Here is a 13,698-nt window from a genome sequence, read left to right as displayed (position 1 = left end):
CCATGTAGTGGCCCGGCTCGCTGCCCGTGGCACGGCTGCCGATGTAGCCGTAGTTGTAGGTGTTGCCGTCGATCAACTGCACCGAGTAGTAGCGCCGCTTGTCCACTGCCGGCACCGAGACCACCATCGGCTCCGCGCGCAAGTCCAGCCAGACAAACGAGTACGGGGTATCGCTGTTGGGCGTGATGATGGCCGTGTCTTGGTAGGTGTAGACGCGAGCCTCGTTCTTGATCTGGTTGAACGGCGCCTTGAATTGCGGGCCGCCCTTGTCCACGGCATATTCATACATCACGGCATAGTTCATGACCAGCGGCAGCCCGTAGATGAAGGCCTCCTCCGCGATGGTCTTGGTCTCGGCGATGCTGGGCGCGGCGATGCCCTTGGCAGCGTCCGCTCTCGCGGCCTGGGCCACGGGGTCGTTCTTGCTGGCGCAGCCCGCAATCAAAGCCACCGCGGCAGTGGCAATCGCTGCCCACCTCGCGAGTGAAGGAAAGTCCGCTTTCATGTTTGCCCTTCTGTCTTGAAGATCGTGATCCGTGCACCGTTGCAGCGGCCCGCGCGATGATGACAGCAGCCTCGATGGGTTGACAACTGCCCTAAAGGGCAGTGTCGATGCCCCTTGAACCTGGGTATCGCCTGCCGGTTCGGTCCGTTGAGGCACGCCAGGCGCTTATCTGCCACTTGACGCGCAGTCCGGCTGCGGGCTCCGCGACTTTCGGCCGGCCAATGCACATCGTTCGGATCAGCGTCGTCGGGAAGCACCTGTGACTCGAACAGTCCGAAGGCATGGTGCGTGTGCACGTCGGGGTCGGCGGCGAGCAGGATCGTCCTCCGGGCCGGAGGCCCTCTGCGCGATGGATCTGGCTGATCACCGGTGTGAGCTCGGGTGATTCAGGTACTGGCGATGCGCGCGCGGACTGACTATGCTGGCAGTAGCGCTGACGCCGCCTGGCTCCAGCGCGGGCTTCACGAAAGGAGTGTGCGCCATGGAACACCCGCTCGACAGTCAATCTCTCCCGCCGTCAATGGAGGCGCCCGCCGTGCGCCGGGTTGGCGCGATGCGGCCCTTCGCCTGGCTGCGCTTGGGCGCACGCGATCTGGCGTTCCTGCCAGGCTTGAGCCTCGGCATCGGTGTGCTGGTTGCGTTTGCAGGCCTGGCCCTGACAACCGCGACCTGGGAGGCCACCTACCTTGCGCCAACTCTGCTCGGCGGCTTTTTGCTGGTGGCACCCTTCGTCGCGATGCCCCTGTACGCACTGTCGCGCCAGCGGGAGCAGTCCGCCGCGCCGGACTCCGCATTGGCTCTTCTCGCGTGGCGCGGCAACGCCGGCTCGATTGCGCTGTTCGGATTGGTGCTCACGCTGGCGTACTTCGCCTGGGAGCGCCTGGCAGCGATCGTCTTCGCATTGTTCTTCACCGAGCAAGTGCGGCACGCGGCGCACCTGCCCGCGGCGCTGCTGCTGTCAGGCCAGCCGGTCGGTCTTGTGGTTGCCTTCTTCGCGGTTGGCGCCGCGGTGGCAGCGCTTGTCTTCGCGCTCGGCGTCATCAGCGTGCCGCTGTTGGTGGATCGCCCCGTGGACGTGATCACCGCCGCCCTGACCAGCCTGCACTGCTGCGCCCGCAATCCCGTGGCCATGCTGCTGTGGGCTGCGTTGATCGCAATGCTGACGGCCCTCGGATTTGCGACGTTCATGCTCGGGCTCATCGTCATCTTCCCGTGGCTGGCACACGGGAGCTGGCACGCCTATCGCGAGATGGTGGACGGGTGATCCTGCGCGGGCACCGTTGACGAGGGTCGCATGCGCGGCCACCATAGCGAAACCTCGCCAAAGCCCAACCAGGCGGCGGCTCGGTTGGAGAAGCCTGGCCAGCTCTGGAATGAGGGGGGGGCAAGGGCGCCGTTCAGAACTTTCAAGGGGGTCTCATGGCTGAGAGCGACAAGGTGTTCGCGGGCTCGATCCCGAAGTTCTACGACACGCTGATGGTCCCCCTGATCTTCGAGGCCTATGCCGCCGACCTGGCGGAGCTTGTCGCTGCCTCCTCGCCCGGCTCGGTGCTTGAAACGGCGGCCGGCAGCGGCGTGGTCACGCGGGCGCTGGCGCCCAAACTCGGCGCCGCCGCGAGCTACGTGGTGACCGACCTCAACCAGCCCATGCTCGACTATGCCGCCAGCCGGCAAGGGTCCGACAGCCGAATCGAATGGCGGCAGGCGGACGCGCTCGACCTGCCGTTCGAAGATGCCTCGTTCGACGTCGTTTGCTGCCAGTTCGGCGCGATGTTCTTCCCCAACCGGGTCGCCGGCTACGCCGAGGCGCGTCGCGTGCTGAGGCCAGGCGGGCGCTTTGTCTTCAATGTCTGGGACCGCATCGAAGAGAACGCCTTTGCCGACGACGTCACCCACGCCGTCGCCGCGGTGTTTCCGCACGACCCTCCGCGATTCCTCGCCCGCACGCCGCACGGCTATCACGACATCGCACTGATCCGCGAGGAATTGCGCCGCGCAGGCTTCGCCGACATCGAGGTCGAGACGCGCGAGAAGCTGAGTCGCGCGCCCTCGGCACGCGACGTCGCCACTGCCTATTGCCAGGGAACGCCGCTGCGCAACGAAATCGAGGCCCGCGATGCCGGCCTGCTTCAACTCGCTACGGACCGCGCGACGCAGGCGATCGCCACCCGCCGTGGCGAAGGCCCGGTGGCCGGCAAGATTCAGGCGCATGTGATCGTGGCGGCGGGATAGCGGAGGCCGAAATTCCCCCGCGCCGGGGCTGGGCATCCGCAGCCCCTTCGACCACACGCCATCACTCGAGCGTGATGTTGCGCTCGCGGATCACCTTGCCCCAGCTGCTGCGGTCGCGCTCGATGTACTGGTTGAGCTCGGCGTCGGTGCGCGGCGACTGCACCAGCAGCGACTGCGCCTCGACCAGGCTGCGGAACTGGGCGCCCTGCATCACCTTGTGGATGGCCGACTGCAGTGAAGCCGACACCCCGGCAGGCGTGGCCGCCGGCACGGCCACACCGAACCAGGTGGCGGCATGGAAGCCGGGGAAGCCGGCCTCGGCCACGGTGGGGACCTCGGGCAAGGACTTCACCCGCTCGCCGGCCGTGACCGCCAGCGCGCGCAGCTTGCCGGCGCGGATGTGCGGCAGCGAGGTGCTGACCACGTCGATCATCAACTGCGTGTCGTTGCCCAGCAGCGCGGCCAGCGCAGGCGCGGAGCCGTTGTAGGGCACATGCACCAGATCGATCTGCAGCTCGCTCTTGAGCATCTCGCTGGCGAGCTGCAGCGGGTTGCCCAGCCCGACCGAGCCGTAGTTGAGGCGCCCGGGGTTGGCCTTGGCATAGGCCTGGAACTCCTTGAGCGTACGCGCCGGCGCGCTGTCGTTGGTGACCACCACGAGCGGCGCTTCCACCGCCACGGCCAGCACGCGGTAGTCCTTCTGCGGCACGTAGCTCATCTTCTTGTAGAGCTGCGGGTTGAGCACCATGCTGGCGCTGCTGGCCAGCAGCAGCGTGTAGCCGTCGGCCGGCGCGCGCGCCACGGCGCTGGCCGCCACCATGGTGTTGGCGCCGGGCTTGTTGTCGACCACCACGGCCTGGCCGATTTCCTTGGCCAACCCGGTGGCGAGCGCGCGCCCGACGATGTCGGCCGAGCCGCCCGGGGTGTAGGGCACGACGAGCTTCAGAGCGCGGTCGGGGAAATCGGCGCGTGCCGAAGCGGCCAGGCCCGCGAGCAGGGTCAGCGAGAGCGCGATGCCGCGCAGGAGAATCTTCTTCATGTCTCTTCCAGTCTTTCTTCTTGAGGTGTCGGGAGGGGTCTAGACGCGGCGCGTCTGGCCCTGCCAGTGCCGGTCGCGCAACCGGCGCTTGGCGATCTTTCCGTTGTCGTCACGCGGCAGCGGCGCCATGTCGATGCTGCGCGGCACCTTGAACGACGACAGACCGGCTTGCAGCCATTCACGCAACGCCGCGGGCTGCAGCTCGGTGCCAGGCACGGCCTCGACCACGGCATGCAGCCGCTCGCCATACTCGGCGTCGGGCACGCCGAACACCGCGCAGTCGGCCACGCCGRGAAACGCAAGCAGCCGGTGCTCGATCTCGGCCGGGTAGATGTTCACGCCGCCGGAGATCACCATGTCCGACGCACGATCGCAAACGTAGAGGTAGCCGTCGGCGTCCAGGTAGCCCATGTCGCCGAGGCTGATCAGGCCGTCGCGCTCGATGGCCTTTCGTGCGGCGTCGTTGTGGCGGTAGCTGAAGTCGGGGTACGCGGGCTGGCGCACGTAGATGAGGCCGATCTCGCCCGCAGGCAGCGCCGCGCCCTGCTCGTCGAGGATGCGCACCTGCGCGTCGAGCACCGGGCGGCCCGCGCTGCCCGGGCGCGCCAGCGCCTCGGGAGCGCTGATGGAGGTGATCATGCCGGCCTCGCTCGAGGCGTAGGTCTCGTGGATCACCGGGCCGAACCACTCGATCATGGCGCGCTTCACGTCGGGCGCGCAGGGCGCGCCGGTCGAGGCCACGAAGCGCAGCGACGACAGGTCGTAGCGCGCGCGCACCTCGGGCGGCAGGCGCAGCAGCCGCACGTACATGATGGGCACGAGGTAGACGGTGTCGATGCGGTGGCGCTCGATGGCGGCGAGCAGTGCCTCGGCGTCGAAGCGGGCCATCAGCACCACGCGCTCGGCCAGCAGCAGCGCGTTCTGAAGAAACAGGCTCGGGGCGCTGTGGTACAGCGGCGCAGGCAGCAGCGCGCGGCAGCCGGCGCGCAGGCCGAGGGTCTGTTCGACCACCTCGCGGATGCGCGCCTGGCGCATCTCGAGCTCGGCGACCGGGATCGGATGGCGCACCACGCCCTTGGGCCGCCCCGTGGTGCCCGAGGTGTAGGCCATGTGGCCGCGCGGCGAGACCGCCGGGCCGTCGTATGGCGCCTGCGCGGCAAGCCAGCTTTCGTAGGGCCGGGCACCGGGCGTGCGCGCCTCGCCGACGGCCAGCAGCGCCATGCCCTCGGGCACCGCGCGCGCCACCGCGTCGAGCAGGTCGCCGTGGGCCAGCAGAGCGCGCGCGCCGCTGTCGCGCAGCAGCATGCCAACCTCGTCGGGCGTGAAGTGCCAGTTGATCGGGCAGAAGTAGATGCCGGCCTGGCGGCAGGCGTGCACCACGTCGCACTGCGTCTCGTCGTTGCGCAGCAGCACGGCCAGCACGTCGCCTTCGCGCAGGCCCAGGCGCAGCAGGCCGCCGGCCAGGCGCGCGCCGCGCGCCAGCTGCGCGTCGGCATCGAGCACGCGGCCTTCGAAATGGAACTCGGATGTCACGGGCATCATCATGCGGCGCCGCGCTGCGCCTTGTCGGACGCGTTCAGGGCCTGGATCTTCTCGCGCGCGGCCAGCCAGTCGGCGTCGCCCCATTCCTGGTACTGGGTGAAATAGGCGCCGTTGGCGAGCGCGTCGGCGCCGTCGAGGGTGATGGTCTGGCCGTTGATCCAGCTGTTCTGCGGCGCCAGCAGGAAGGCGGCCAGCCGGCCGATGTCGCTGCCTTCGCCGAGGCGGCGCGTGGGGTTCTGCCTGGCCATGGCGTTCTCCTGGCTGTCGACCGGGCGCAGGCGGCCCGAGGCGCCGGCGGTCGGGATCACGCCGGGCGCAATGGCGTTGAGCCGGATGCCCTTGGGGCCCCACTCCACCGCCAGCGACTTGGTCATGGCGTCGATGCCGGCCTTCGACATGGCCGAGGGCACCACGAAGGGCGCGCCGGTGGCGACCCAGGTCACCACGATCGACAGCACGCTGCCACCTCGGCCGGCGGCAATCCAGCGCTTGCCCGCGGCCTGCGTGGCATAGAAGGTGCCGCGGAAGACGATGTCGGAAATGGCGTGGAAGCCGTTGGGCGACAGGTCTTCGGTGCGGCTGATGAAGTTGCCGGCGGCGTTGTTGACCAGGCTGTCGAGCGGGCCGTGGCGGGTCCAGATGGTTTCCATCATGTCGTCGACCGCCTGCGGCGAGCGGATGTCGAGCACGTGCGTGCCGACGGTGATGCCGAAGCGCGTGCGCAACCCCTGCGCGGCCTCGTCGAGCACGCTCGCGCGACGGCCGCACAGATGCAGTTCGGCGCCCAGCGCGGCCAGTTGCTCGGCCATTGCGAAGCCGAGGCCGGTGCCGCCGCCCGTGACGAGCACGCGCTGGCCGGCGAACAGGCCATCCTTGAATATGTTGTCTGTCGTCTCCATGGGGTCTTTCGGGGAATCTGGTGGCCTCGATCTTTATCGTTCACCTCGATTCGTACAATTCCCCAACAACGACTCACTCTGTATCACTGGCGTTGACAATCCGATGGACTTGGACCTGAACCTGATCCGCACACTGGTGGACATCGTGGACGCCGGCAACCTGAGCGAGGCCGCCCGCCGGCGCGACGTCACGCGCTCGCAGATCAGCAAGGAACTCAAGAGCCTGGAGCGGCAGGTCGGCGCGACGCTGCTGCGCCGCACGACGCGCCGACTGGCGCCCACCGAGCAGGGACACACGCTGTACGAGCACGGGCTGCGCATGCTGGCCGAGGTGGAGTCGGCGCGTGCCGCCATTGACCGCTTGGGGCAGTCGGTGCGCGGACATGTGCGCATCAGCATCCCGACCGGGCTTGGCGAGTTTTTCGTGGGGCCCAGCCTGCTGGAATTCCAGCGCGCGCACCCGGAGGTGTCGCTGCGGGTGCTGTTTTCGAACCGGGTGTTCGACCTGATCGGCGCCGAGATCGACATCGCACTGCGCATCACGTCCGAGCCGCCGCTGGACCAGGTGGCGCGGCGCATCTGCGCGATCCGCTGGGGGCTCTATGCGGCGCCTTCGTATCTCGCCGCACGCGCGGCCATCGCCGAGCCGGAAGACCTGGCCGCCTGCGTCGTGCTTTACGTGCCGGGGCCGGAAAGGCACTTCATGATGCCGATGCACCGCGGTACGCAGCGGCGCGAACTGCGGCTGAAGCTGAACCTGCAGACCGAGCACTTCCCCTATCTGCGCAGCGCGGTGCTGGCGGGCACGGGCATCGGCCTGCTGCCGCGCTACGCGATGACGGACGACGTGCGCGCCGGACGCGCCGTGCCGGTGCTGCCGCAGTGGGAGCCCGAAGGGCTGGGCAATGCGCTCTACATCCTGAGCATGCCCGACCGCCATCCGTCGCACGCGGCAGCGGCGGTGATGGACTACCTGCGCGAAGTGCTGGCGTCGATGGACGACGGCGGCGCGCCGGCGGCGACGCCGCCATCTGGCGCGCAGCGGTGACGGGCCCGTTGTTCAACAGGTGCAACTGCATGTCTGCGCCCCGGCTGATCCAGGCCCAAGCCTGATTCGCAGCGAGAAGCCCGGGACTTCCTGCGCGGGCCGGACAAGCCCGGCCCGCCGACTTCCGAAGACCCCACAGAAATCAGGCCACTCGACGGCCTTGTGCCTTCGGCGCGGGCAGAATCCGCGCGGTCCATCGCCGCGCCCCGGCCCCCATGAACACGCCGTCCGAACCACTCAGAGCTCGACCCGCACGCGGGTGGCAGGGTCACGCGTGGTTGCCTTGCGGGCTCCTGCTCGCGACCTTGCTGCCGCTGGTCGCCCTCGGCCACGACGGCCGGCGCGTCGGCCAGCTCATGGTTCTTGCGCTGCCGGTGGCGGTGTGGCTTGTGTGGCCCGTGCAGAGCACGTGGGCGCACCGGCTGCGCGCCGCCGTCGCGTGGCTCTGGATGATGGCGTTCGCGCTGGACGGCGTCGCCCGCGCCTATCTGCTCGACGCCTACCAGGCCGCGCCCGACGGCGCGATGGTCCTCGGCGCCGTGGCCAACACCACCGCACGCGAGAGCGGCGAGTACCTGTCGATGCACTGGCGTGCGATGGCGATCGGCTCGGCGCTGCTCGCGGCCGCCGGCCTCGTGCTCGGCGCGTGCGTGCGCCGGGGTGCCCGGCGGCCGTCGCGGACGCGCTGGCAGACGCCCCTGGTCTGGGTGCTGGTCGCGGCCGCCACCCTGGCCTACGCGAGCAAGCCGTGGCGCAGATTGCATCCGTTCATGTTCTGGCCGAAATGGACGCAGTCCGTCCAGGCCCTGCGCGCGGGCTGGGTCGACCAGCAACAGATGCGCGAGCTCGCACTCGGCCGCGCCAAGGCCGCGGCACCGGTCGTGGTGCGGGACGGCCCCGCGACGGTCATGCTGGTCATCACCGACAGCATCAACCGGGACAACATGGCGCTCTACGGGTACGGCCGGGCGACGACCCCGCGCCTGCTGGACCACAAGGCGCAGTTGAACGACGAGATGCTGGTGCTGGGCAACGCCTGGTCGGTCGACGCGAGCACGTTGCCCGCCCTCAGGAACCTGTTCAGCTTCGGCCGGCCCGAGGCCGAGAGCCCGCCCCACGTCCTGGCGCTGGCACGGGCCGCCGGCTACAAGACCTGGTGGATCAGCAACCACGACGATGTCGCGATCGAGCAGACCCATGCGCGGCTCGCCGACGTGGTGGACATGGTCAACCGCACGCCCGGAAGGGCCAGCGCCTCGCTCGACGGAGAAATCCTGGATTGCGTCCAGGAGGCCCTGCAGGATTCGGCCTCGCGCAAGCTGATCGTGGTGCACCTCATGGGCGCCCATCCTCACTATCGCCTGAGGTTTCCGAGCGGCGCCAATCCCTTCGATGACGACGTCGACGCCGTCGAAACGAAGCTGGCGAAGGATGGCCGCTCTGCCTGGGTACGCCGCTTCCGGCAGGAGTACGACGCCGCCCTGCTGTATCACGACTTCGTGGTGTCCGAACTGCTTCAGATGACACGGGCCGTTGAGGACAAGGCGGAATACCGGGCGTGGATGTACGTGTCCGACCACGGCCAGGAAGTCGGCCATGGGAGCGACCGTGCCGGCCACAGCCCGTCGACCGCGTCGGGCTATCGCATCCCGACGATCATCTGGCGCAATCGGCAGCCCCCGCACCCGCGACCGGGCATCGCCGCACAGCCCTTCCGCTCGGACTGGACCGGCTGGGTGCTCGCGGACCTGCTCGACATCCGCTGGACCGGCAACGAACCGAGCCGGAACATCCTGCGCGACGACTACGTCTGGCGGGCTCCCGCACTTCCGGTGACGGTGCCCTCGTTCACGCGATAGAACTAGCCCGCCAGGCCCGCATACACGTTCTGCACGTCGTCGTTCGCATCGATGGCCGCCAGGAAGGCCTCGACTTCCTCCAGTTGTGCTGCGCTCAGGCTCGCAGGATCGATCGGGTTCTTGGGCTTGTATCCCAGCTTCGCGGACACGACCTGGAAACCCTGGGCCGGCAGTGCGCGGCTCACCAGGTCGAGATCGGCGGGGTCGGTCAGGAAGGTCGCCGTGCCGGCTTCCTCGCCGCGTTCGAAGTCCTGGGCGCCCGCCTCGATGGCGGCCAGTTCGGGATCGGCACCGGCCACCGTCGCCTCACCTTCGATCATGCCCAGATGGTCGAAGTCCCAGGCCACCGAGCCGGAGGCGCCCAGTTGCCCCTTGCGGAACAGCACCCGCATCTCCGGGGCGGTGCGGTTCACGTTGTCGGTCAGGCATTCGACCATCACGGGCACCCGGTGCGGCGCGAAGCCCTCATAGATCACGTGCTCGAAATGCACCGCCTCGCCCGTGAGGCCGGCGCCTTTCTTGATGGCCCGTTCCAGGGTGTCCTTGGGCATCGAGACCTTGCGGGCCTGCTCGACCACCAGCCGCAGGCGCGCGTTCGACGCCGGGTCGGCGCCGCTGCGCGCGGCGATCATGATTTCCTTGGCCAGCTTGCCGAACAGCCTGCCCTTGGCGTTGGCCGCCAGGTCCTTGTGCTTGGCTTTCCATTGCGCGCCCATATCTGATGTTCCTTCAAGTTTCGGCGTTACCGCCGGTACGGAATTCTGCCGCACGCCCAGGCGCGCGGCTGGATGCGTCCGCTAGACCTGCGCCGGCCACTGCGGCGGATCGCTCCCCGGCGGCACCGAGGGCCGCGTCCACCCTGCCGGCGTCCGCGACAACTGCGCGCTGTGCCGCAGGGCGCACAGCGCGCCGAAACCCGAGGCCGAGGTCTCGAGGTACGGCGTCCGGTCGGGCGGCGCGATCTTCAGTCCGGCCTCCACCCGGCCCAGCCCGCGCAGCCATTGCCCGGTCTGCGCCAGCGAGACCTGCACCTGCCAGCTGCCGCCCTCGCGCCGCTGGCGCCACAGCGCGGCCGCCGCGCCCATCGCGATCAGGTAGCCGGTCGCCTCGTCGAGGATCTGCATCGGCAGCGGCCTGGGCTTGCCGTCGCCGGCCGCTTCGCCCTCGGCCCGGTTGAAGCCCATCGCGGTCTGCACCAGCGAATCGAAGCCGCGGCGCTGGGCCCAGGGGCCGATCGTTCCATAGGCCGACAGCGAGACGTGGACGATGCCCGGTCGCATGCGGGCCGCCTGGGCGGGACCGAAGCCCAGCGCCGCGATGCCGCCGGGCCGGTAGCCCTGGACGAACACGTGCGCTTGCGCAATCAGCCCGGCCAGCGCTTCTCGCCCGGACTCGGTCCGCAGGTCGATCTGCGCCGACAGCTTGCCGCGGCTGGTGTCGGCGATCGCCTCGATGTTGGGCAGGTGCGGCGAATTGACCAGCATCACGTCCGCCCCATAGGCTGCGAGCGCCTTCCCGCCCACGGGGCCGGCGAGGATGCGCGTGAGGTCGAGCACGCGCACACCGGACAGCGGCCGCGCGCCATCGGGCAGAGGCGGCAGCGCGATCGGCGGCGCATCGCCGATCCGCTCGATCGTCAACAGGGGTTGCGCCTGCAGCGCCCTGCCCTGGGGCGTCGCATCCCATTCGTCGAAACGCCGCAGCGCCGTGGCGACCAGGCCGTGGGCGGCGGCCGCATCCTCGAAGTCGCGCGACTTCCAGGCCCGCATCGCGGCCTCGGCATCGGTGCGCTGCGCGAGCTTCGGGTCCAGCCCCAGCAGCCGCAGCGCACCTTCCCGGTGGTGGGCGAAATTGGCGTGGATCCTCACCCATCCGTCCGCCGCGCGGTAAAGGCCCGAAAACGGATCCCACAGGTCCGGCACCCGGCCGTCGATGCTGAACCAGCCGGTGCACTCGAGCGCCGCATGCCGCATGTCGACGCCGACCTGCTGGCGCGGCGCGCCCCGCGCATGGCCCAGCTCGCAGGCGGCCAGCGCGGCGGCGGCGATGGTGCTCTGCGCCGCCGCACCGACCGCGAAGGACGACGGCAGCACCGGGTCGGCCCCGGCGAGCTGTGCGAATGCCAAGGCCTCGGGCGGCAGCCCCGCAGCCTGCCAGAGGGCCTTCAATGCTTCAGTCGCATCCATGTCATGCACTCCCAAATGAAAAAGGCAGGGCACGTTCGCACGGCCCTGCCCTTGGTGCGCTACGTCGCGCGTGCCGTCACCGGATCAGCTTGGCGCCGGTCTTGGACTGCAGCGTCTCGAAGCTCACGCCGGGCGCCAGCTCGATGACCTTGAGGCCTGCGGGCACCACGTCCATCACGGCCAGGTCGGTGATGATGCGGTCGACCACGCCCACGCCGGTGAGCGGCAGCGTGCAGTGCTCGAGGATCTTGAGGTCCTCGGTGCCGTCCTTCTTTTTCGCGACGTGCTCCATCAGGATGATCACGCGCTTGACGCCGGCCACCAGGTCCATCGCGCCGCCCATGCCCTTGACCATCTTGCCCGGGATCATCCAGTTGGCGAGATCGCCCTTGCTGCTGACCTGCATGGCGCCGAGGATCGACAGGTTGATCTTGCCGCCGCGGATCATCGCGAAGCTGTCGTGGCTGCCGAAGATGGCCGAGCCCGGCAGGGTCGTCACGGTCTGCTTGCCGGCGTTGATCAGGTCGGCGTCGACCTGGTCCTCGGTCGGGAACGGGCCGATGCCCAGCATGCCGTTCTCGCTCTGCAGCCAGACTTCCTTGTCGCCGACGAAGTTGGCGACCAAGGTCGGAATGCCGATGCCGAGATTGACGTAGAAGCCGTCTTCGAGTTCTTGCGCCGCGCGTGCGGCCATCTGGTCCTGGGTCCAGGGCATCTCAGGCTCCTTTGGTGGTGTTCTTGACGGGCGTGGGCACTTCGCTGCCCACGGCGGCCTGCGCGATCGCGGCCTGCGCCTGGACCTTGGCGGCGACCGCGTCGACCGGCGCCTCGGCGCTCACGGTGCGCTTCTCGATCCGCTTCTCGGGCGTGGCGTTGAGCACGATGCGGTGCACGTAGATGCCCGGCAGGTGGATGTCGTCGGGCGCGAGTTCGCCGACCTCGACGATCTTCTCGACTTCGACGATGCAGATCTTGCCGGCCATCGCAGCGGCCGGATTGAAGTTGCGGGCCGTCAGCCGGAAACGCAGGTTGCCGGACTTGTCGGCCACGTCGGCCTTGACCAGCGCCACGTCGGGCACCAGCGAGCGCTCCATCACGTAGGTCTCGCCGTCGAACTCGCGCAGCTCCTTGCCCTCGGCGACCTGGGTGCCGACGCCGGTCTTGGTGAAGAAGGCCGGGATGCCGGCCCCGCCGGCGCGCAGCTTTTCCGCCAACGTGCCCTGGGGCGTGAATTCGAGTTCGAGTTCGCCCGCCAGGTACTGGCGCTCGAACTCCTTGTTCTCGCCCACGTAGCTCGCGACCATCTTCTTGATCTGGCGCGTGCCGAGCAGCCTGCCGAGACCGAAGCCGTCGACGCCGGCGTTGTTCGAGATGCAGGTCAGGTTCTTGACGCCCGAATCGTGCAGCGCGTCGATCAGCGCCTCGGGAATGCCGCAGAGGCCGAAGCCGCCGACGGCGAGGGTCTGGCCGTCGGCCACGACGCCCTTGAGCGCCGCGTCGGCGGAAGGATAGATCTTGTTCGCCATGGTTCCTCGCTGGGTGATGGTTGAAATCCGAGCAGAGACGATACTACGTACTGGCATACGTAGTATTTCGTAATGGACACCCCCGACGCGCCCCTCGCCGCCATCGACTACCGGCTTGCCTTCGAGCAGGCGCCGGTGGGCATGGTGCTGTCGCGGCATCGCATCATCGTCGACTGCAACACGCGCCTGTGCGAGATGTTCGGTGCCACGCGCGGCGCGCTGGTCGGCCAGTCGTTTCGCGTCCTGTACCCGAGCGTCGCCGAATTCGAGCGCATCGGCAAGCGCATGGAGCCGATCCTGAACGCCAGCGGCCGCTACGCCGACAACCGGATGATGAAAAGGCTGGGCGACCTGCACGGCGCTTTTGCAGGCGAGACCTTCTGGTGCCACGTGAGCGGCCAGGCGCTCAACCGCGAGGCGCCGCACGAGGCCGGCATCTGGGTGTTCGAGGACCTGGGTTCGCGCCGGGCGGCCAAGGCCGACCTGACGCCGCGCGAGCGCGAGGTCGCGGCCCAGGTGATGAAGGGGCTGACCTCGAAGGAAATCGGCCGCGCGCTGGCCATCAGCCACCGCACGGTCGAGATCCACCGCGCCCGCCTGATGCGCAAGTACGCGGCGGCGACCACGGCCGAACTGGTGCAGAAACTGATCGCCGGATAGAGTCCATACGCACCCGATGAACCCTTACCACGACCCCGGCAAGCCCCATCACCGCCCGCGCGGCTTCCAGAACAACTACCTCGACTTCCAGCCCAAGAGCCTGTCCGAGCTGTTGCGCTGGCGCCGCGAGGCCGCGCGCCAGCAGCTGCCGCCGCCGCCGCTGGCCCCGACGCCGAGGGTCGCGCCCGAGCTGGCCTGGCTG

The 13,698-nt window shown here is 69.1% G+C and carries 13 protein-coding genes and 1 pseudogene; 6 read left to right on the top strand and 8 right to left on the bottom strand.

Features of this window, described 5'->3' with window-relative positions:
- On the bottom strand, nt 1-505 hold a 505-nt coding region (locus tag AC1D2K_RS16505; protein WP_478089911.1), incomplete at its 3' end, for a DUF1254 domain-containing protein.
- A gap of 481 nt (nt 506-986) precedes the next feature.
- Here AC1D2K_RS16505 and AC1D2K_RS16500 point away from each other — a divergent pair.
- Nucleotides 987-1,769 (top strand): DUF2189 domain-containing protein, encoded by a 783-nt coding sequence (locus tag AC1D2K_RS16500; RefSeq protein WP_478089910.1) that lies wholly within the window; start codon nt 987-989, stop codon nt 1,767-1,769.
- A 155-nt stretch (nt 1,770-1,924) separates the two neighbouring features.
- Nucleotides 1,925-2,737 (top strand): class I SAM-dependent methyltransferase, encoded by an 813-nt coding sequence (locus AC1D2K_RS16495; RefSeq protein ID WP_478089909.1) that lies wholly within the window; start codon nt 1,925-1,927, stop codon nt 2,735-2,737.
- Nucleotides 2,738-2,798: 61 nt separating this feature from the next.
- Here AC1D2K_RS16495 and AC1D2K_RS16490 read toward each other — a convergent pair whose 3' ends face one another.
- The 3 genes from AC1D2K_RS16490 to AC1D2K_RS16480 are packed head-to-tail and all read right to left on the bottom strand — an operon-like array spanning nt 2,799 to nt 6,199.
- Nucleotides 2,799-3,776 (bottom strand): Bug family tripartite tricarboxylate transporter substrate binding protein, encoded by a 978-nt coding sequence (locus tag AC1D2K_RS16490; protein ID WP_478089908.1) that lies wholly within the window; start codon nt 3,774-3,776, stop codon nt 2,799-2,801.
- 39 nt (nt 3,777-3,815) lie between these two features.
- Nucleotides 3,816-5,315, bottom strand: a complete 1,500-nt coding sequence (locus AC1D2K_RS16485; RefSeq protein ID WP_478089907.1) for an AMP-binding protein — start codon at nt 5,313-5,315, stop codon at nt 3,816-3,818.
- A 2-nt stretch (nt 5,316-5,317) separates the two neighbouring features.
- Nucleotides 5,318-6,199 (bottom strand): SDR family oxidoreductase, encoded by an 882-nt coding sequence (locus AC1D2K_RS16480; protein WP_478089913.1) that lies wholly within the window; start codon nt 6,197-6,199, stop codon nt 5,318-5,320.
- A gap of 127 nt (nt 6,200-6,326) precedes the next feature.
- Here AC1D2K_RS16480 and AC1D2K_RS16475 point away from each other — a divergent pair, with 127 nt between their 5' ends.
- Both AC1D2K_RS16475 and AC1D2K_RS16470 read left to right on the top strand, forming a co-directional pair.
- Complete coding sequence (locus AC1D2K_RS16475; protein WP_478089912.1) at nt 6,327-7,265, top strand: LysR substrate-binding domain-containing protein; 939 nt, start codon at nt 6,327-6,329, stop codon at nt 7,263-7,265.
- Between the two features lie 305 nt (nt 7,266-7,570).
- Nucleotides 7,571-9,124, top strand: a complete 1,554-nt coding sequence (locus AC1D2K_RS16470) for a sulfatase-like hydrolase/transferase (RefSeq protein WP_478089906.1) — start codon at nt 7,571-7,573, stop codon at nt 9,122-9,124.
- Between the two features lie 2 nt (nt 9,125-9,126).
- Here the strand turns inward: AC1D2K_RS16470 and AC1D2K_RS16465 are convergent, their stop codons facing one another.
- From AC1D2K_RS16465 to AC1D2K_RS16450, 4 genes are all read right to left on the bottom strand, one after another.
- A complete protein-coding gene (locus AC1D2K_RS16465; RefSeq protein WP_478089905.1) occupies nt 9,127-9,840 on the bottom strand; it encodes a YebC/PmpR family DNA-binding transcriptional regulator in 714 nt (237 codons plus the stop codon).
- Between the two features lie 81 nt (nt 9,841-9,921).
- On the bottom strand, nt 9,922-11,310 hold the full coding sequence (locus tag AC1D2K_RS16460; protein WP_478089904.1) for a CoA transferase: 1,389 nt from the start codon (nt 11,308-11,310) through the stop codon (nt 9,922-9,924).
- 76 nt (nt 11,311-11,386) lie between these two features.
- Nucleotides 11,387-12,025, bottom strand: coding sequence for a 3-oxoacid CoA-transferase subunit B (locus tag AC1D2K_RS16455; protein WP_478089903.1), 639 nt, complete (start codon nt 12,023-12,025; stop codon nt 11,387-11,389).
- Between the two features lies 1 nt (nt 12,026).
- Nucleotides 12,027-12,836 carry a CoA transferase subunit A gene (locus AC1D2K_RS16450; RefSeq protein WP_478089902.1) on the bottom strand — a complete coding sequence of 270 codons (810 nt, stop codon included), beginning with the start codon at nt 12,834-12,836 and terminating at the stop codon, nt 12,027-12,029.
- Nucleotides 12,837-12,908: 72 nt separating this feature from the next.
- On the opposite strand from AC1D2K_RS16450, the gene AC1D2K_RS16445 reads away from it, so the two are divergent.
- Nucleotides 12,909-13,496, top strand: coding sequence for a LuxR C-terminal-related transcriptional regulator (locus AC1D2K_RS16445; protein WP_478089901.1), 588 nt, complete (start codon nt 12,909-12,911; stop codon nt 13,494-13,496).
- Nucleotides 13,497-13,512: 16 nt separating this feature from the next.
- A pseudogene (locus AC1D2K_RS16440) lies at nt 13,513-13,698 on the top strand (MBL fold metallo-hydrolase); the annotation flags it as partial.

The organism is Variovorax sp. P1_H12_2, assembly GCF_056405335.1.
Note: the sequence above shows the minus strand (reverse complement) of the source record. Positions and strands in the feature narration are given on the sequence as shown.